A 20,410-nucleotide genomic window follows, 5' to 3' on the forward strand; every position below is an offset into this window, starting at 1 on the left:
AGCTCGAAATTTCTTTCTAGCTCTGAATTAATAACTCTGATCGCCTCATCAACCGCTAAACCAAGAGCGGTTGCTCATTGAGGCTTTAATCTAAATTAAAAAGGGTTTTTACGGGTTATGCCATCACAAAGAAGGCGATCGCGATCCTCAAGGTTGCGATTATGCTTCAGGTAATCACCCACCCAGTTGCAACCACGAACCAGCAAATCGTCAAGGTTTAAATTCCACAAAATTATTGTGTTGTCATCACTAGCTGATGCTAATGTTTGACCATCTGGACTAAAGCTAACACTTAACACCGCAGCGCGATGCCCATTGAGACTTTTAATTAATTTGCCATCACGGCTCCAAAGTTTCACTGTACTGTCCCAACTGGCGGCGGCGAGGAATTCACCATTGGGACTAAAAGTCACGGCATTGACGCTATCGCTGTAACCCTTTAATAAGGTTTTTAACAACGTGCCATCCCGTTGCCACAGTTTCACAGTGTTATCCCAGCTAGCAGAAGCCAGCAACTCATCAATGGGACTAAAGCTGACACTCAATACCCAACTGTCATGGGGCGAGAAAGTTTTCAGCAAAGTACCATCCCTCTGCCAAAGTTTCACAGTTTGATCGTCACTGGCTGAGGCTAAAACTTGACTATCAGGGCTGAAATTGACGCTGTTTACCCAACCCTGATGCCCCACTAAGGTTTTGAGCAACTTGCCCTGACGGTTCCAAAGTTTCACTGTTTTATCTTTGCTAGCTGATGCCAAAAGCTGACCATCTGGGCTGAAACTGACGCTCATCACGCTATCAGTATGTCCGTGGAGAGTCATGATTAAAGTACCGTCAAGCCGCCAAAGTTTCACAGTTTTGTCATAACTTCCTGAAGCCAACATTTCACCTTTGGGGTCAAAACTGACACTAGGAACTTTATTTGTGTGCCCTACTAAAGTTTTGTAAAGTCGGGTTTTGACCTCGCCATTACTGGTGTATCGTTGCCAAAGTTTGACAGTGCGATCGCTACTTCCAGAGGCTAGCATTTGACCATCAGGACTCCAAGCAACGCTTAAAACTCGCTTTTGATGCCCACTAAGAATAGACGGTGTTGGAGCCTCTAAACTCCATAATTTTACGCTTTTATCATAACTTCCTGAAGCCAGCAATTTGTTATTTGGACTGAAAGCAATGCTAACAACAGCATCGCTGTGTCCTTTGAAGGTTTTGAGTAAAGTACCAGTGATACTCCAGAGGTTTATGGTATTGTCTTCGCCTGCGGAAGCTAGCTTTTTACTATCAGAACTAAAGCTCAAACTCCATACTGTGCTGCTATGCTGCGGTAAAGTTTTGTAAGGACGAAAGTCAAAACCATCTTTAGTAGAGCTATTATTTTCCCGCTGCCAAAGTTTTATTGTCTTATCTCGACCTGCTGACGCCAAAAATTTACCGTCTGGACTGAAAACAGCTACAATCACACCCTGCTGATGTCCCTGTAAGGTTGTCACGAGGCTACCATCCCGCCGCCAGATTTTCACTGTCTTGTCGTCGCTGGCCGAGGCGATGAATTGCCCATCGGGGCTGAAGTTTACCCAGTTAACCCACCCTTGATGCCCTCTGAGTATTTTTACTAAGCTACCGTCTTTGCGCCAGAGTTTTACGGTTTTATCTTTACTGCCAGTGGCCAACAACTCGCCATCAGGACTGAAATCAACGCTATAAACCCAATCTTTATCACCTTTCAGGGTTTTATATGGCTTGGGGGCAAATTTACCTGTAATCGGGTTTTTACGCCAGATTTGCACTGTTTTGTCGAGGCTGGCAGACGCTAAGGTTTGACCATCAGGGCTGAAACTTACACAGGTAACAGCATCAGTGTGACCTTTGAGGGTTTGGAGTAAAGTACCATTAGTACGCCAAATTTTCACCGTTTGATCTCGGCTACCTGATGCTAGCAACTGACCATCTGGGCTGAAAGTTACTCCCCAGACAATATCGGTGTGTCCATCCAAGCGGTTAGCCTCCGTTACTCCATAAACTGCCTGTTGCAGGGCTGTCACCACCCGCATTCGGGTATCTGGTTGCACTCCATCCGCCTGTTTGAGTCCTCGCCAAGCCCGCAAACTTTCTAATAGGGCATCAAATTCTTTATTAGAGGCAAACAAAGCTTCGCTAGCAGCAGTGATTGCACTAATGTTCAAGTTGGTTTCACTGCGTTCAGCTCGTAGAGTTTCGCGGATTGCGGCTCTTTTCTGTAAGTCGGCTTGCCACCATAATGCTGCTATTGTTCCCCCCATGATTGCCAGGATTACGCCTGCTATCCGTGCTTCTCGCAGTCGCCGTTGTAATATCAAATTAAGTTGCTTTTGACTAAGTTTTTGGGCTACTTCCGCTCGAGTTTTTTCAAGTTTGATTTTTTCTAATTCGGCGAGCATACCATAGTTGTTCTTTTGGCGAATTGGTTCAACTAAATAATCGTGAACTAATTGGTAGCGATCGCCTAATTCTTCTCTGACTCGCAACACCAAACCGGAACCCACTAATATTTCTAAAATCAGTTCTCCAACTTTGTCAAAGCTTGATATTGTATCTATATACTGATTATTAACTAATGCCGTTGCCAAATCAGCTTTAGTTTTTAACGGTCGTGTCCCCTTTTCATCAGTTAACTCAAATAATAATTTCCAACTTAACTCTTCATTCTCTTGACCACAGTCTTTGATAACTTCCCCAAGCCAGCGTTCTACTAATTTTGTTGAGCCACCGCAAAGCTTATATTGTCCCAGTGTGGTGATGTTTTCTATTTGTAGTTGAGCGCCGACTATTTGTAATTCAATTGGATGTACTTCGTCTAATTCTCTTGTCAAATCCTGCACTAATCGGTTAATTAATTCCTCACTCAGTTCATAATGTGAACGCTGAGTCAGACTGTAAATTATGGATTTTGCATCTTGGCTAGAAAATTTTCCTAAATAGTAGCGAATGTCTTTATCGAGAATATTTTTATTAATTACACCTAAATCATATAATCCAGTACTAGTTTTATGGCTCAAACGTTCAAATTCTAATAAATGATGTAAGTAATCTTCTCTTAGTGAAAGAATAATTTTTACAAATGGAATATTTAAACATTCACTAAAAAATTTGTAAAATTCTATTCTTTGAGTGGGAGGATTACTAACAAAGAAAAATTCTTCAAATTGGTCTAAGATGATAACTATAGTATAATTGCGTTCAGATGCTAACCGAATTTTTTCTAGTATTATGGTGGGTGTAGAGTCAAGACTAACTGATATTTCTGTGTATGCTAGAGCTTGGTTGATACTGCTGATTAAGATTGTGATCCAATCAGTATAAACAGATAAAACAATCGGGATAGGAATGCGTTCACCAATAACTTTTCCTTTGAGGGCTGGGACTAAACCAGCTTTGAGAATTGAACTTTTTCCTACACCTGATGGGCCATAAATTACTGTGAGTTTGTAGTCAGCACGGGCAATTCTTTCAATTAGGTGATTAACATCTTGTTGCCGTCCAGAAGCAGATATTTCTTGAGCAATTTCTTCAGGAATAAATGGTATTTTTTGAGGTTCCAGTACTGGGTTAATTCTGGGGCGTTGCGGCTGTAATTGACTTGCACCAATGAAGGCCCGAAAGCCATACTGATGTTCTATTTTAATTTTTTCTTGCTTTAGCTTAAAGGCTTCTGTGTAGTTATGACGCTCAAAAAAGTAAAGCGATCGCAGTTCTTCTAAAATCTCTAAGTAAAGTAATGGCTGATGTTGTAGTTCACAAACTACCTTCGCCCATTCCAAGTTATTAATAGCTTCCTCAGACTCACCTAGATGCCTTTGTGTACGTGCTAGCAAGAGAAGATACCAACTTTCTTGTCGTCGTATTTGCAAAGCGTCTCGCAGAGAAACTTGTGTTACTTCTTCCGAGATGGAAAGTGCTGTATTCGCTAATTCATGAGCCAGTACCCAATTTGACTCCGAAGCCGCCACATTTGCCAAAAAACCATAATTTTGAGCAACTTGTGCGGGAGCTCCATAGGTTTTATGTAGATGTAATGATTTTTGAGCTAATTCTTTTAATTCATCCCAGGCTTCTAAGCGTTCCAGCATTTCACAAGCAGGCAAAATAAATTTAGCAACTAAGTCTTCTCTTTGTACCTCTTCCAATAGGTCTAAGCATTGTTTAAACCACGACAGAGCATGTTCGCAATAGCTACTGGTATTCTGGTATAAGTCTGCCATTCGGTGATAACAAAGCCCCAGGTGAAATAGCACTATTGCTTGCTTAAGTAAAGACGAGGCAGGGATAGGGTAAGCTGATGAAAGGGGCAAAGAAGAATTACTCTCCCACTCTACAACTCTCCTCGCTTCTTGCTGCCATAATGCTAGGCTTCTTTGATAATTGGCTAAAGCACCATTAATTTGATCGTTGGCGTATTTATCTCTCCCCAAGACAAATTCTAAACTCGCTTCTAATCCTGGTGATAATTGAACGCCATACAGGCGTAGCAAATCATTACGGGCTGATTCTATTTCATGGCGATGTTGGGATTTGGGATCTAAATCTAGGAAGGCATTAGATAAAAATGTTTCAGCACCAGCTTCTAAGACTTTGGCAAAGAGAGATTCTGCTTCATTGTGAATCAAAGCAATTAAATCTGCTTTGGTCATTTCAAATTTAATAGTGGTTGCAGCCCAGCTTTTAAAATCAGGCGCTAATCTTGAAAGCAATGATGCCACTTCATCTTGTAGCCATAACACCACTGGAAATGGAAAAGTTGCAGCATAGATATCTCGTGCCTGATTGATGCCTGTAAGTAAGTTTTCCAGATCGGTAGTTGACTCAATACCAAAAACCATCACAGCCGATGGTAAAGAGTCTGTAAGGACGGCAGGATTATCTAAAGATAGTTCTGAGACTATTGTGCTGTGTAAAGAAGTAGTTGATGGATTGAGAAAAATTTCTCTGATATTAATGTCCTGGCTGGTGGAGCGAATATTCTCTAACATTTGCTCACGTAATCGCCTATAGTTACATCGAACCAAAATTAGGGCAAATTGACCTTCGGAAAGTGCGATCGCTCTAATCAGTCTTTGCAAAGTATGCTGATTTTCTTTGGTGTAGACGTGTAGCTGTTTGTCATTAGTCATTGGATATGGTGGGGCATTGGGTATTGGGTATTGGGCATAGGGAATGGGGCATTGGGAAATAACTAATGACTAATGACTATTACTTTTTTTGTTGCCAAGCCAAAACTTTTTCTGTTTCTGCCAAGGCTGGACTGATGCCAAACCAGCGCCCTACGGGGTCGCGATATTCAAACAGATACATGCTTCTTAGCAAGCTTTGATAGTCGGACTCACCTTTAACTCTCTGTTGCTGCACTACTTCAAACAATAGTTCCCACTGGGATTCATCAATAGCTAATAGCAGATCGTCGCGGTAGTCCTTAATTACAGCTTCTAAGCATTCCCTAGAAAAAGGCGGATCTTGTCGTTGCAGGCAGCTATAAAGTAAACCCAATAAGTTACGAATGTGACCACCGCTAACACGACATATACGATCTAAAGTTTGGGGGTGATCGAATAATTCTGTAACTAATAGAAACCTTTCATTCAAAGGAACTTCTGGAAAAGCTCTTGCTAGAACTAACTGGCGCACTAGTGACATCCCCGGTTCGTAGTCACTGCCATCTCTTTGCCGCACTAATACCATCGGTAGCACTTTTGGTGCAATCCCTCCCCCCAGGCGATTTTTTAGTGTCTCGTACTCATTGGAGAAGATTAACGTTAGAGGAATTGTATAAACTAGGTGGCATTTAAGTCGGCGCAGCTGTTCGCCTCGATCGATGAAGAGATATTCTGGTTGCGATCGCCCGGATGCTAAGGGGCGCATATCCACTCGATCCAAATTATCTACAATTACTACTAATCCTTTTTGGCCCCTTAGTTTTAGCTGTTCAACAGCCTTTTCTAAAATTTCTTCGTTAATCGCTTGCAAAATACTATTGGTACGTGGTTCCAGATATTGCCTCAGTTGATTCCGCATCTGGGTGCTATCTTTGGTTTTGGCGGTAATTTTGGCAATACCCAAAGACAACTCTGCTTGTCCAGAAAGCTCTATGGGGCTTTGCAAAAAATCGCCTACTTCTTTAAATAAATTGGTAAAGTAACCAGGTTTAAGTTTGATGCTAATTCCTTCTAAACTGGCACTGACTTGACGGGCTACACTCAGCAGAATATCGCTGATATCTATATCCGCCATATCTAAGTCTTGACTGGACTCAAAATAAACCACATGAAATCCCGCCAATTCTAGTTCTGTCTTGAGGCGCTGCAATTCCGTTGACTTACCGCAACCAATATGACCTGTAAATAACTGACAGGTTGGCTCATCAGGAGAAATCCGAACGATAGTCCGTTGCAATTCTTCGACAATCTTGCAACCACGTACATCAGCAAAATCTATGTAATACTGCCGATCTAGCACGTTACTTATATTTAGCGTGTAACTGGGGTTACATGCTTTATAAAAACGTGACAAATTTAACGTCGTTTTCATGTATGTAGAGGTGTATGTAGATGCAGCTTTAGTTGTATTTTTTATACGAGTAATCCAATCCGAGACGTAGGCATGGGATTGATTCACAAGTTGGTCGTGTCTTGCAAAAGACAGCACTTGTACAGGATTACTGTCAGTAGTCTGGTAGAAATTTAATTGACCCTAATAGCCTTAAGCATATCTGTTTTTTTAAACTTGGTATTGAGATTTTGACAATCTCTCGCTTTTGTTTGACCGGCCAAAAAACTGTATGGCTTAGGAAGTGAGTAAAAAAAACTACAAATTTTCATGGTTCTCAGTTTGGATAACTGACGAGGAGGACTGGTATGAATTATAGCAAGGTACACAGAGATTCAGGAATACTGGTGTATCACTTCATTATCTATTTGTCAAGGAAACAAAATCCCACACATCTCAATTAAGATTTTGTAATATTTAGGGAAAAATCTTCAAAAATAACTTGTCAAAAAGACTACAGTCAGTTAAAAATGGACACCGGAAACTTTAATAGGACTAATAACTAGCGCCATAATCCTTGTGTAGTTACTGTAAAGTGTTACTAAAAATAAAAAAGTCTTGAGGAGAGCGGCTAACAGATGCCAACAGTGTTTACTGAAATTAATAATAATGATACGAGCGTGTCAAGGAATTTAGATTGCAACCAGAAAGGGGTGTGAATGGCTGGCATAATATCAGTTTCCCGCACGGATCTAGCCCAGCGTCGTCAGAAATTGCGTCGGCAGCGGCAAATGAAAATTATTCAGGCTATTTGGCGAACCTTTGCCATTACTGGTTTGGCGGGTGGATTGCTGTGGGTGGCAATCCAACCAGTGTGGATGCTCAAGGCTCCCAAACAAATAGTGATGAAATCAGGCAATAAATTACTATCAGATCAAACAACTCAGTCATTGTTGGTGCTGTCTTACCCCCAGTCTTTGTGGCGCATTGAACCGTCAGCGATCGCTAACTCTTTGAAAAAACAACCAACTATTGCTCAAGCGATCGTCAGACGCCGCCTGTTTCCTCCTGGATTAATCATCGAAATTCAAGAACGAGTGCCTGTGGCAGTGACTCAAACACGTGGCAACAACAAAGTAATAATCGGCTTACTAGATGCCAGTGGGGCCTGGATGCCTTTAGAAAAATACACATCACTGAATCCCACTAAGAAATTACCCAATCTCAGAGTCATTGGCTCACCAAAACAATACTGCCTTTACTGGACTCAACTCCATGAAGCTGTAAGCCGGAGTCCGGTAAAAGTAATGGAAATTAATTGCCAAAATCCAACTAATTTAATTTTGAAAACAGAACTAGGAAATGTGCATCTCGGCGTTCCAGGCCCCCAATTGTCTGAACAAATTAAGGTACTCGCCCAAATGCGCCCTCTAGCAACAAAATTCAATTCCGGTCAAATAGAGTATATTGATCTGAAAAATCCCGAATATCCATTAGTACAGATGAACCAAAAAGACCAGAAATTAACTCCCAAAATCCCTAAAAAAATCTAACGTGTTTAATGTATTGATAACTCCTAGTAAATTAAGAAGCTTTATGCTGATAAATATATTTATTATTTTCAGTTTTCCAGTAAACCGCACGAAAATCGGCATTAACTTCTAATTAAAATGAGAAGATCAATCATAAAATCTCCATTGCGAGTAAAAGACCCTCAATTGTTACCCTAATATCTAATAGTAGGGTACAAGATGTCAGACAATCTAATGATGGTCTAAGTAGGTGGGCGTAAACAAAGTTAACTGGCGGGGGTCGTCATTTGTCATTTATCATTTGTCATTGGTAAGGGTTTAAGCCATATTTACGTTTCGTAACTTAGTTTGGTTTATTCCTACCTACCTACTTATGGTGTATAAAATGCCTTCTGCCCATACTCTCTTTGAGCAAACCCAGTGCGGAAAAGAGAAAAATGCTTGAGTTTTCCATTAAGATTCAGACTTGCTTTTCAGAGGGCACTGATGAGAACGGTATTGAGGACTGGGGACTGGGGACTGGGGACTGGGTACTGGTTACTAGGGATTGGAGACTAGAGAAAAGTTTTCTTAATACCCAATCCTCAGTACCCAATCCCTTTGAATTTGTCAAGAAAAATGCCTCCCAAAATTGCTTGCGTAAGCATTACTTCTGGGCAATAAGTTTGGACTACTCCGTGCCGTAATTCTTAATTGGGCAACGAAACCTCTTAGAAAATCTTGATTTGTTGACCGTGGCAATTTTGGATTTTGGATTTTGGATTTCAGGATCAATCTAAAATCCAAGTTGCGCTGGAAGCGCACCAAAGGTGCGACCTAAAATCCAAAATTGTTTGACTGCACTAGTGAGGGTTCTCGTCAGATAGACTACTGCTCCAACAAAGTGTCCATTAAGACCCCCCAAACAACAAGTTAATCAGGTATAGTCTGACAAGTAAATTCTTGCTTAGTTTAGCCTTAAAAATAAGTAAGTAGAAGGTAAATTTTGTGTCTAAAGTTGCAATCATACCCAATGGTGAAACCTATTAACAATATTATTATTAAGGCAGAGAAAATACCCTGTAGTGTGTCTTTACAAGTTATGCCCTGTGCTGAGAATAACGAAGAGATTAATGTCTGGTTGAAGTTATACAGGTCACTTTTAGATAAATATAGGTATACTTCTCTAGAATTGGCTGTGCGATCGGCTGCCTTAAAAGCTTATCCCATAGCAAATTTTCGCGCTGCCAATTCTGTTAGGCTGGGCAGTAGTGAAAACAATAAAGAACAATGCCATAGTATTGTGGCACTGTCAAACTAAAGTTGACTCTGAGGTGAATCACACCTGAAAAAGTCGTTTATCTACCCTTTCACAAATCCAATGACACTTGATAATAACCAAGGACTTAACTATAAAAATTCCCAATCTACGGGACAGCCGGGGTTCTCTCTGGCAGTTAACTCAACTAACCCCTTTAATAATTCTGGGATGAACTTCGGACAAAATCACGACAATAAGAAGATTTTTACGGAAAATAGCCGAATTGGCGAGATTGTTCCTGGCCGGGTCGCCAACATCAAAGTGATTGGTGTCGGTGGTGGTGGTGGCAATGCTGTTAACCGCATGATCGAGTCTGATGTATCTGGGGTAGAATTTTGGTCGATTAACACTGATGCTCAAGCTCTTACCTTAGCTGGCGCTCCCAGTCGATTGCAAATTGGACAGAAGCTAACGCGGGGTTTAGGAGCGGGTGGTAATCCTGCCATCGGTCAAAAAGCAGCTGAAGAATCGCGGGACGAAATTGCTACGGCTTTGGAGGGTGCAGACCTAGTATTTATCACTGCTGGTATGGGCGGTGGTACTGGGACGGGTGCAGCCCCGATTGTGGCAGAAGTAGCAAAAGAAATGGGCGCTCTGACTGTTGGTGTGGTTACACGTCCATTTGTTTTTGAGGGTCGCCGTCGCACCAGCCAGGCAGAACAAGGTATTGAAGGACTAAAAAGTAGAGTAGATACACTAATCATTATCCCCAACAACAAATTGCTGGAAGTGATCCCCGAACAAACACCTGTGCAAGAAGCTTTTCGCTATGCAGATGATGTGCTGCGTCAAGGGGTACAAGGTATTTCTGATATCATCACGATCCCCGGTCTGGTAAACGTTGACTTTGCTGATGTCCGGGCTGTGATGGCAGATGCGGGATCGGCATTGATGGGAATTGGCGTGAGTTCTGGAAAATCTAGAGCTAGAGAAGCTGCGATCGCAGCTATTTCTTCACCATTACTAGAATGTTCTATTGAAGGTGCTAGAGGGGTTGTCTTTAATATTACTGGTGGTACTGATCTCACTTTGCATGAAGTAAATGCTGCCGCAGAAGCAATCTATGAAGTCGTTGATCCCAACGCCAATATTATTTTTGGGGCTGTAATTGATGACAGACTTCAAGGTGAGGTGAGAATAACTGTAATTGCCACCGGCTTTACAGGTGAAGTGCAAGCTGCGGTACAACAAAGCGTGGCTAACGTTCGGGTCGCACCTAATACCTCGAAGCGACCAACAACACCACAACCTACAGTTAACTCCCCAACTCCAACTCCGACTCCAACTCCAACTCCAGAACCAAAAGAAAAACCTGGATTGGACATACCTGATTTTCTGAGAAACCGACGTACACCAAAGAATTAAAAGATTTTGGATTTGAGATTTCGTCGTGAGCGCTCAGTCGAACGATTTTAGATTAACTTAGCAGTCTCAGCTCAGGCTGAACGCTGTATAAAATCTGCCAGTTCCACCAGGGGTTTACCAAGGGTGGGGGTAAGCAATATATTGCCATCCCCAATTTTACCAATTGGAAAAAAACTCTCAACGCTACTTTATAAAATGAACTTGGGCAGGAGTCTGCGGCTTCCATGTCCAGCTATGCTTTTTTCACAAAAAAACAGGAAGACCTGCCCAACTACAAATGCTTCATCGATAGCGAGTCTTCTCCCAAGGGAAGATGCCTGTTTACGTAGCGTCTCCTTTCGGAGAAGGGTTGTATAGTTCAGATGTTCCTACGGACGCTCGTACCTCTCTACAAGACGCTGCGCGTAGCTTGCTTGCACGGAGTGGTACGCTAACGCTGCGTTATCATGCGTCAGAGCCAGTCATAGACATCACTACACCTACCCCTCGCGATCCATTAAATTTATATTCGGTACAAGTAAATATATTTACTGAAAGCAAATTGCGTAGACAATTCGCCCACAGAAATATCCGAAGAAAGTCTGTTTCCTGGGAATAGGACACAAGACAAAAAAATAAATGTAAATTATTTTTTGCTTTCTAGTGTCTGTTCAATCCATTGAATAACTTGATTACCAAGGTGAGTGCCATCTAGTCGATCAATCTCACGAATTCCGGTAGGACTAGTGACGTTAACTTCAGTTAAGTAGCCACCGATAACATCAATACCCACAAAAATTAAGCCATCTTGGCGTAAACGTTCGGCTAATTGGGTACAGATTTCATATTCTCTTGGGGTAATTTCAGTTTGGGCGACAGTACCACCAGTTGCCATATTATTGCGAAAATCAGTTGCGCTAGAGAGGCGATTAAGCGCACCAATGGGTTCGCCATTTAGCAAGATAATTCGCTTATCTCCCTCTTTTGCCTCTGGTAGATAGGTTTGTACCATTACTGGTACTCGCCCTTGGAGGGTACTGAGTTCAACAATAGAGTTAAAGTTGCGATCGCCTGATTGCAAAAACAAAATTCCTTCCCCAGCTTTATTACCCAGCGGTTTGAGAACTGTTGCCCCCTTTGCTTCGACAAATTGGCGAATAAACTGCTTATCAGCACTGACAATTGTCTCTGGAATGGCTTTGGTAAACTGGAGGGCATACATTTTTTCATTTGCCCCTCGGATGCCACTGGGACTATTAATCAACAGGGTTTTATTTTGGTCAATGTAATCGAGAATATAAGTAGCATAGAGGTAGGAATCATTGACAGGTGGATCTGTCCGCATAAATACGGCATCCATTGTCTCTAAAGACGTTAAGTCGGAATCGCTCAACTTATACCAAGGATTCCCCGCTACCCACCGTCTATCCACCAACTGGACTGGTACAAGTTCGACTCGCTGTAGGACAGCCCAAGCTTTGCCCTCCACCACACTCAGCAGATTTGCTTGAGTTATCCAAATTTCGTGTCCCAGGATTTGCGCTGCTTCCATCAGAGCAACACTGGTATCATGACACGGATCAAGCAAATGGATGGGATCAATGATAAAAGCCAGTTTCACCCTTTGTACCTCAATCACCAAGAAATTAAATAGTTATTCAATTATTATCTCTTGATGATCTTACCAATTGACGTACATCTGTACTGCTGAGTAAAACCTGGAGGGTAAAGTCTTATGGGGATAAAAGCCAGTAGACAAGGCAGCACATCGTTTTTCAGAGTTGTAGCGACTGCCGTGTAATTGGCAGCGGCTTGTCGCTAACGCCAAACCTTCTAAATCTAAACGCTATTGCTAGGAGTTAGTAGCTCATCCAGCTTGCCTTGACTGTCTAAAGCATGGATATCGTCACAACCACCAATATGAGCGTCATTGATGAAAATTTGCGGTAAAGAGCGGCGTCCATTTGCTCTTTGAGCCATTTTACTTCTGGCTGCTTCATCTCCATCAATGCTGTATTCGGTAAATTCAACGCCCTTGTTTTTCAGTAAACTTTTGGCACGAATGCAAAACGGGCAAGTCCTCCAGGTGTAAATTTCTACTTTTGCAGCCATGATGTCCTCAACTTGATTTAATACTTCTTAATTTTAGAACTTTACTGCTGGCTGTAGTTGCTCTATTACCTTTTAAGCGAATCAGAAGTGACTAACTAAGTTTGAATAAGTCGAATCTAGACTTTTTAACGCTCTTCTATGATCCACTGTTCCATTCACTGACTTTGGTTGAACTCAGGATATTGTCTATGACAATACACAATATATAGATTTTGTCAAACCTTATCTTAAGAAAGATGTGGGTAATGAATAGCAATATATCGGGGGGATTGAGGGGGGTAATTCCAATACTTGTCGGGTTTTGGGCAAAAGGGGAAGGTGGGGCCCCTCTGGGGATAAGGGGCGGGGGAAAGGGGAAAGAAAAAACCTTTAACCTTTACCCTTTAACCTTTTCCCAAGACCCAATTCCGAGTTAAAAATGCAAAACCCGAGCAGTATTGGGGGTAATTCGACTTGTGTGTACAGTGAATGAGAACCCTCATAAGCCACAATAGAAGTTGCCGAAGCTTGAGGCGCTAATTATGGAAGAATTATTAACCCTGAAAGACTTACTTGTTAAAGGCGATGTTCAAGGAGCATTAATTATAGTTGAAGAACTAACAGAAATGAGCCGAAATGATATTATCAAGACGATTCGTAGCTATGCAGTAATTTTGCTATTGCATCTAATTAAACAACAAGCTGAAAATCGCACGACTCGCTCTTGGGAAGTCTCTATTCGCAATTCAGTTCGGGAAATTCAACGAGAAAATAAGCGGCGTAAAGCGGGGAGTTATTATCTGACACCAGAAGAATTGTTAGAAACCTTAGCAGAAGCCTATTTAAATACTATTGATGAGGCCTCCTTAGAAGTAGAAGAAGGTCGTTATGAAGTCCAAGAATTAGAAAAGCTGGTTAACCAAGAACAAATTATCAATCGTGCTTTGGCTTTAATCTTACCAGGAGAATCTAATTAATTGGCTAAACAGCGACTCGACACACTCTTAGTAGAGTTAAATTTATGTTCTTCTCGCGCCTTAGCACAAAGGCTAATTCAGGCAGGCGAAGTTACTGTTAATCAGCAGTTAGTTGATAAACCTGGTACTGAAGTTGATATTACGGCTCAAATAAATATTAAAGAGCGATCGCCTTTTGTTTCTAGAGGTGGTGAAAAACTCTCCAAAGCTTTGTCAGTATTTGCCATTCCCGTAGTCGAGCGCATTTGTTTAGATGGTGGGATTTCTACCGGTGGTTTTACTGATTGTCTCTTGCAAGCTGGAGCAAAAAAAGTTTACGGTATTGATGTCGGTTACGGACAAGTCGACTGGCGATTGCGAAATGATTCGCGGGTGATTTTGCGGGAACGCACCAATTTACGGCAACTAAAACCAGATGAGTTATATGGCAAAAATGACGCGATTCCTGATTTGGCGGTAGTTGATGTATCGTTTATTTCTTTAACGAAGATTTTGCCTGCTTTGTGGCAACTAACTCAAGCTAACCGAGAAGCTGTGTTGTTAGTCAAGCCACAGTTTGAAGTTGGTAGATCCCGTGTGGGTAAAAAAGGTGTTGTGCGCGATCCAAACGACCAAGCTGATGCCATTTTCCAGGTGTTGCAAACAGCCCACGAATTAGGATGGAAATACAAAGGCTTAACTTGGTCGCCGATCACTGGCCCGGCTGGGAATATCGAATATCTTTTGTGGTTGGGAATGGAAAGTGAAACACCATCACCTGATTTAGAGGCAATTAAGCAAATAACGCAATCAGCAACAACTGATTTACGGAAAAGTTAAAGAAGAATGCAGAATTCAGAATTCAGAATCAATTAGTGGGGACTTAAACTCAGATATTCATCTGCACTCGGACTCCAATTCATACTGACTCCTGACTCCTGAATTCTTTCTTGTTAAACGTCGTAAATTAGACATTCTACGGAATCTGGATGGCGATCGCAGTAATTTTCCAAAGAGGTTTTCTTTGATTTTGCTTGCTGTTGATCGGCTTTTTCAGCTTGTAATTCTTCTACAATGTCCCAGGCTACCGCACAACCAGCCGAATTACTGCCATTTAGTTCACAAGTTGTCCGCGCTTCCGCAATGGCTTCAATAATGGCTTCTTCAATATTTGCTGCCCCAGCAGTTTCAAATGAGTTTAGGGTAGTTGTCATGTATTTTCACCTTTAATTTACAGAGAGAGATATTAACTGTGAGCTTTCAATGACCTCATAAAGCTCACCCTCCGGGTGACGCTCCTGCGTCGCTAACGCCAGTCGCTCTTTGTTGGAGCAACAAGACCAGGCTGGCTCACATTTCCAGTTTAGATAGGCTTTCCACAAGAGGTAGTGGTAAACACCGCCATCTTTTTAGCAAATTTGAGTGGGAATTACCCTCTCATTATCTTTGATTCAAAAAGGTAAGGGAATTCCACTAGTTGTAATCACTAGTAGAGGTGGTTATGTTTTCAATCTTGCATCCCAAATTAGGAATGTCAGTCAATTGTCAGAGGAGCTTGATAGAAGTTGATAAACACTTATAAACGGTAACAATAGGGAAACAATTCTTATTTATTTTCAATATTTTATGCCTAACTCTTGTCGCAGACGATACAGAATTGTATTTTGGTCAACTTGAGAGAGAATTTCTTGAATTACACTGCTAGCGCCCAACTGTCCCCAAGTGCAGCCTTTTTCGAGATAAATTTGGGCGGCTTTGCCAACGGAATATGCGCCATAACCAGCAATACCAGCTTGAGCGATCGCACTGCCAGCAAAAGCAGTAATATTGCTGGGATTATCACCACTGGTGATTGCAGCCGTACTTTTACCTAAACCTAAAATAAAACTACTGCCTAATTCCCCCAGTAATAAACCACCAGAACTAAATAAAATCGTTTTTAAAATTTTCCCGGCTTCATAGCTAGTCATCGGTAAACCATACAATCTAGCTAGGGCGCGAATTAAAGCCAAATCGGCAACAGTTCCGCCCAGGATATCTAAAAAAGCAATGGGATTGAGCATTACTGCCAAAGCTTTGTATTTGGTAAATTGCCAGATGATATCTTCAGCTTCTTTTTCGCGTAAATCGATAGTTTTTTGAGCGATCGCGGCTTCTGCATCTCGTGCTTGGATCAGTGCATTTAAAGCCAGAAGCGATCGCCCTTCCCGATTCAGAATATTCAGAATTGTCTCTTTGAGTTCGTCTACTTGCGGTGGTGGTGTTTCCCATTCATAACTGATACGCCCATCAGGCCACTCAACCCGCACTTCCATTGCGGCTGGTTCCGCCGCCACCATCACAATTTCATCAGGTAATAAAGGCTTTGCTTCAGGATGTCCAGCACCCAGTTGTTGCAAATTTTGGTAAATTGCTCCTTGATCGGTATCTGGGTAAAGGTCTATTTTGTTAAACACTAAAATCAGGGGTTTTTGCGATCGCCGCAATTCCAGCAATGCTTGATACTCAGTGCGTGTGATATCACCAGACACGACAAACAAAATCAAATCCGCCTGATGCACGACTTCTCGCGCCATATCCGCCCGTGATTCACCCTCAATTTCGTCTAATCCAGGGGTATCAATTAACTCTACTAGTACCTTGCCACCAGGCTGCCAACGCACGGAACGGGGCCATTGAGTGACACCGTTCAGAGGCCCAGTTTGCAAAATCTTGTCACCCAGCAAGGCATTTAAAACTGCTGACTTTCCCCGACTCACCAAACCAAAGACAGCAATTCTAATGACGTTAGAATCTAGCTTGTTGAGTGTGGCGTTCAAAGCTTCCAATTCCGGTTTCATCAACCCTACCAATTCTGGGTTAGATGATAACTGTCCTGACTTGCGGAGATATCCATACCAAGAAAGCGCTTGTCTGAGACTGGCGCGGGCACGATTCAAATGAGTTTCTTGCAGATTACGATAAACCGACATAATAGCAGCACTTTCAGCTTTGACTCTCTCAGATGCTCATCTAATAGACATCTCCGAAAATTAAATATGCATTACCTGAAACCCTTTGTAGGGACAATTCATGTAGACGCGGAGCGGCTTCCCGCAGGGTATTGTCCCATACGCCTTTTCTGGAGATGTCTAATGTTCAAAACTCTGTTTTTCAGCATTCGAGTATAAATTATTAGTATATTTTCATACCCAAAATTATGCTCAACTAACGCTGACTTTCTCAACTCCGTTATCAGAATTGAGAAAGTGAACACACCTCTATCTTATATCCCTAAAGTTCTTAGAACATTCCCAGGATCTCTAACGCTGTATCCAGATGCCATTTAACCCGGTAGAGTCCAAACAGTTTCTCTTGACTGTACCGTGCTGGATACTCTATCCATCGTCACCTTAAGCAATGCTGACTGTTCTGGTGTTGGTGTTCCCATAGCTTCTAGTGTCGCTTCTAGCGCTTCTACTTGAGAGAACATGGGAGACTTCAATCCTTTATTTTCTGATACTTGCTTGCAGGCGATAACAGGGAAAGTCAGAAGTGCATTAATGTACTGTACGATGCCTTATCAGTAGGGTTCCCTATTGCTTGGATGCCATACTGTATCAGGCATAAATCGCGTAACGCTCTCAAGCTTTTAACTTCTAATTCTGTGCGCGTGAACATAAAATAGAGTTACCTCTTGTAAAAGTGGGAATCGGTGAGCTAGAAGTTTTCCAGACAACATGCTCACCGAATTAAAACTCTATTCTAATGGTTTCGTTAGTATCAAGCCTTATTTATATTTCTCAACAATGCCCAATCCTAAAGGTAATCCTCAAAATTTTGAACCAGCGCAACCAAAAGGAAATGAGCCATTAACCGACCAATTAAGCTTTCGTGTCACCAAGGAAATGAAGGAAGAAGTGAAAGCTAAAGACGATCCTCCAGAATTTTGTCGTCAAGCTATCCAAGAGAAGCTAGATAGAGAGAAGTAGCCTATTTTGTCAGAAGAGTTTGCAGACTAGAACAGGGGATTGTGTTTATCATCCCAACATTTGCGATCGCTCCAATTTCTGCCAGTATGTTCACATTCAGATGCATCATCTATCCAAGGAATCGATGTAGAGTGGTACGAGTTTCCAGTGATAGCGAATAAGCTAGCAGTGAATAAGGGCAGTAATAAGGATAAAGTTATCAGTGTGCAAATCGGTAGAATTATTAAATATCCAGTGAGCAGGATAACGTTACTATTAGTCCAAAAAACTGCACCTATCTTATTATTTTTTGGACGAGTTTTTAAGCTGGTTCTTAAATTTGAGAAAAAAAGCATAATGCAACCCTATTAATACCAGTTTATATAAAAATCTCATTTGATTCGTAAAAGCCAAACAGACTGAGAGCTAACCGGATCGGGTTTTGGATCTGAGTATATTCAGCAAAAAAATAAATTTTTTATACAAGTATGGATTTTTACATAAGAATATTATTGAAGCTGTATACTCTCATGTCAAATGTGCAAGTGGCGACTTCTTAGAACCTTTAATATTTGGACGCTATTTAAATATTTTTCATGAAAATATGTTGAAGTTGTGGCGATCGCTCTTGCGTAAATCCTAGTAAACTTAACTCACACCCTTCTTTAAGCAATACAGCAAAAATACTGATATAACGCTGAATTGTTCTGTAACTAATACCAAAAGTTGGTGTAATGCTGGCAAAATAGAAGTAGCGTTAATTCTTTTTTATGCCTAAAGATGATAAATCTGAAGTTTTACAAAGGGGCGCATCTGAGATTATCGGTTATGAAGATTTTTTAACTGAACTAAAAACACGAATTTCTAGCGCTCAATTACGTGCCGCAGTTGCAGTCAATAAAGAATTAGTATTACTCTACTGGCAAATTGGGCGAGATATTCTGAATCGCCAACAGCAGCAGGGTTGGGGCGCAAAAGTTATTAATAGTCTGGCAGCTGACTTGCAGAAAGCTTTTCCAGAGATGAAAGGCTTTTCGCTTCGGAACCTCAAGTATATGCGGGCATTTGCCGAAGCTTATCCAGATGAGCAATTAGTGCAACAACTTGTTGCACTAATTCCCTGGGGTCATAATGTTCGGATTTTGGATACTGTTAAAGACCAAACAGAAGGCTTGTGGTATGTACAACAAACTATCCAGCATGGCTGGAGTCGGAATGTTTTAGTTCACCAGATTGAAAGCAAGTTGTATCACCGTCAGGGTAAAGCAACCACCAACTTTAACCACACTCTTCCTCAACCACAATCACAATTAGCACAGCAATTGCTGAAAGACCCCTACACTTTTGATTTTCTCAATTTAGGGGAATATTTTCTGGAACGCGATCTAGAACGTGCTTTAATCAACCACATCCGCGATTTTTTAATAGAGTTAGGAGTTGGTTTTGCTTTTGTAGGTAGTCAACACCATCTTGAAGTTGGTGGTGAAGATTTTTATATTGATTTATTGTTTTACCACTTGCGTTTACGCTGCTATATAGTGATTGATCTAAAAATTGAAGAGTTCAAGCCAGAGTATTCCGGTAAGATGAATTTTTATGTTAGTGCGGTGGATGATTTATTGAGACACTCAGATGATTAGCCTACAATTGGAATTATTCTATGCAAAAGTAAAAATAAGGTAATTGCCGAATATTCTCTGCGAGATATGCATAAGCCGATTGGTGTTTCTGTCTATCAGCTAAAAGATATTTTACCAGAGGCTTTGCAAGGTAATTTACCAACAATTGAGCAGTTAGAAGCTGAGTTGAAACCGATTAATAAAATTGAATTAGACTCGCTTAAGATGCAAAAATTTAGGCAAAAATAATTCATCTGCTTGGAGAAGCAAGATGAGAAAAACGAAATGTAGCAAGTTATCAATACTAAATTAGACAAAATATGTTCAATAGTTTTAAAAGGATGTTTTAAAGCTATTGGGTGACTAGAAGTCGCTACCACATAATCAATCAAAGTCCACCTCCGTGGACTAACGAAAAATTAAGGTTTTTAACCCGCGCAGGCGGGTCTTGCCTGTGTAGCCAAGACTTCTAGTCGCCAGGGCTAGTAATAAATTAGACTTTACAAACATGCTCTAATTTAATTAGAGACTCACTTGACTAAAGAAAATACGGTCAGTCGGAGACGCAAAGAAGCAGAGAGTATTTGATAACTTCTCTGTATCCCTGTGTCTTCCATAAACAACTACTACCAAATTCGATTTCCATTTTCATCAAGTCGTGCCTGCCGAATTACGTCAGAGATTTCTTCAGCATCTTTAATGTGATGGAGTGCCTTCTTTTCGCCGTTGGGTTCATCCACAACAAAGTAAGTCGGAACTGTGATTCTGTCGCCTGTAATGTCTGGTACATCATCGACAGCTTTCTGTTTAGCCTTCTCTTCAATTGATTGAGGCTGATCAGAAATTCTATCTCCTGGATTCGCGGTTAAGTTTCTTTCGTTCACATCTGGCTTTTTACGAGAATCCCGATCTTCGCTTACTGGTTGATTAATTTGATTTTCTTGATTATTTTCACTCATGGCGATTTCAGTTGTTATTGAAATATGTGGCTTGAATAACAACAGCTTAGAAAATAAAAGGCACAAAAGAGTTCTTTCTCTGGAGAGAGTTTGAGAAGAAATTTTGAATAAATTTTGTGAGGAACATATCTTAGGTTAGATTC

At 41.3% G+C, this 20,410-nt stretch carries 15 protein-coding genes and 1 pseudogene; 8 read left to right on the top strand and 8 right to left on the bottom strand.

Annotated features, from left to right (window positions below; translation table 11 throughout):
- Positions 1-95 precede the first annotated feature (95 nt).
- Complete coding sequence (locus V7L07_RS27080; protein ID WP_335062039.1) at positions 96-5,147, bottom strand: nSTAND1 domain-containing NTPase; 5,052 nt, start codon at positions 5,145-5,147, stop codon at positions 96-98.
- A 79-nt stretch (positions 5,148-5,226) separates the two neighbouring features.
- A complete protein-coding gene (locus V7L07_RS27085) occupies positions 5,227-6,558 on the bottom strand; it encodes a P-loop NTPase fold protein (RefSeq protein ID WP_335062232.1) in 1,332 nt (443 codons plus the stop codon).
- 677 nt (positions 6,559-7,235) lie between these two features.
- Here V7L07_RS27085 and V7L07_RS27090 point away from each other — a divergent pair.
- From V7L07_RS27090 to V7L07_RS27105, 4 genes are all read left to right on the top strand, one after another.
- The gene (locus V7L07_RS27090; RefSeq protein ID WP_335062041.1) at positions 7,236-8,069 is read left to right on the top strand and encodes a cell division protein FtsQ/DivIB; all 834 of its coding nucleotides are present in this window, start codon (positions 7,236-7,238) and stop codon (positions 8,067-8,069) included.
- Positions 8,070-9,060: 991 nt separating this feature from the next.
- Positions 9,061-9,348 carry a hypothetical protein gene (locus V7L07_RS27095; RefSeq protein ID WP_334776610.1) on the top strand — a complete coding sequence of 96 codons (288 nt, stop codon included), beginning with the start codon at positions 9,061-9,063 and terminating at the stop codon, positions 9,346-9,348.
- 60 nt (positions 9,349-9,408) lie between these two features.
- Entirely contained in the window at positions 9,409-10,713 is a 1,305-nt protein-coding gene (ftsZ, locus tag V7L07_RS27100; RefSeq protein WP_179066944.1) for a cell division protein FtsZ, read from the top strand.
- Positions 10,714-11,026: 313 nt separating this feature from the next.
- Positions 11,027-11,311, top strand: a complete 285-nt coding sequence (locus V7L07_RS27105; protein ID WP_335062042.1) for a hypothetical protein — start codon at positions 11,027-11,029, stop codon at positions 11,309-11,311.
- Positions 11,312-11,338: 27 nt separating this feature from the next.
- On the opposite strand, the gene gshB is transcribed toward V7L07_RS27105, so the two are convergent.
- Entirely contained in the window at positions 11,339-12,313 is a 975-nt protein-coding gene (gene gshB, locus V7L07_RS27110) for a glutathione synthase (protein WP_335062043.1), read from the bottom strand.
- 218 nt (positions 12,314-12,531) lie between these two features.
- Positions 12,532-12,804, bottom strand: a complete 273-nt coding sequence (grxC, locus tag V7L07_RS27115) for a glutaredoxin 3 (protein ID WP_335062045.1) — start codon at positions 12,802-12,804, stop codon at positions 12,532-12,534.
- 521 nt (positions 12,805-13,325) lie between these two features.
- Between grxC and V7L07_RS27120 the strand changes: the two genes are divergently transcribed.
- Positions 13,326-13,760, top strand: a complete 435-nt coding sequence (locus V7L07_RS27120; protein ID WP_335062047.1) for a DUF29 family protein — start codon at positions 13,326-13,328, stop codon at positions 13,758-13,760.
- Positions 13,761-14,579, top strand: coding sequence for a TlyA family RNA methyltransferase (locus V7L07_RS27125; protein WP_335062049.1), 819 nt, complete (start codon positions 13,761-13,763; stop codon positions 14,577-14,579).
- Positions 14,580-14,692: 113 nt separating this feature from the next.
- Here the strand turns inward: V7L07_RS27125 and V7L07_RS27130 are convergent, their stop codons facing one another.
- The 3 genes from V7L07_RS27130 to V7L07_RS27140 form a co-directional block, all read right to left on the bottom strand.
- The gene (locus tag V7L07_RS27130) at positions 14,693-14,953 is read right to left on the bottom strand and encodes a Calvin cycle protein CP12 (RefSeq protein WP_335062051.1); all 261 of its coding nucleotides are present in this window, start codon (positions 14,951-14,953) and stop codon (positions 14,693-14,695) included.
- 402 nt (positions 14,954-15,355) lie between these two features.
- On the bottom strand, positions 15,356-16,711 hold the full coding sequence (locus V7L07_RS27135) for a GTP-binding protein (RefSeq protein ID WP_335062053.1): 1,356 nt from the start codon (positions 16,709-16,711) through the stop codon (positions 15,356-15,358).
- A 353-nt stretch (positions 16,712-17,064) separates the two neighbouring features.
- Positions 17,065-17,211: a hypothetical protein gene (locus tag V7L07_RS27140; RefSeq protein WP_335062055.1), complete on the bottom strand. Its 147-nt coding sequence runs from the start codon at positions 17,209-17,211 to the stop codon at positions 17,065-17,067.
- Positions 17,212-17,458: 247 nt separating this feature from the next.
- Here V7L07_RS27140 and V7L07_RS27145 point away from each other — a divergent pair, with 247 nt between their 5' ends.
- Together V7L07_RS27145 and V7L07_RS27150 are read left to right on the top strand one after the other, a co-directional pair.
- On the top strand, positions 17,459-17,710 hold the full coding sequence (locus tag V7L07_RS27145; RefSeq protein ID WP_335062057.1) for a hypothetical protein: 252 nt from the start codon (positions 17,459-17,461) through the stop codon (positions 17,708-17,710).
- A gap of 749 nt (positions 17,711-18,459) precedes the next feature.
- A pseudogene (locus V7L07_RS27150) lies at positions 18,460-19,557 on the top strand (PDDEXK nuclease domain-containing protein).
- Positions 19,558-19,934: 377 nt separating this feature from the next.
- Here the strand turns inward: V7L07_RS27150 and V7L07_RS27155 are convergent.
- Positions 19,935-20,267, bottom strand: coding sequence for a hypothetical protein (locus V7L07_RS27155; RefSeq protein WP_335062059.1), 333 nt, complete (start codon positions 20,265-20,267; stop codon positions 19,935-19,937).
- Positions 20,268-20,410 lie beyond the last annotated feature (143 nt).

The organism is Nostoc sp., assembly GCF_036916985.1.
Lineage (GTDB): Bacteria > Cyanobacteriota > Cyanobacteriia > Cyanobacteriales > Nostocaceae > Nostoc.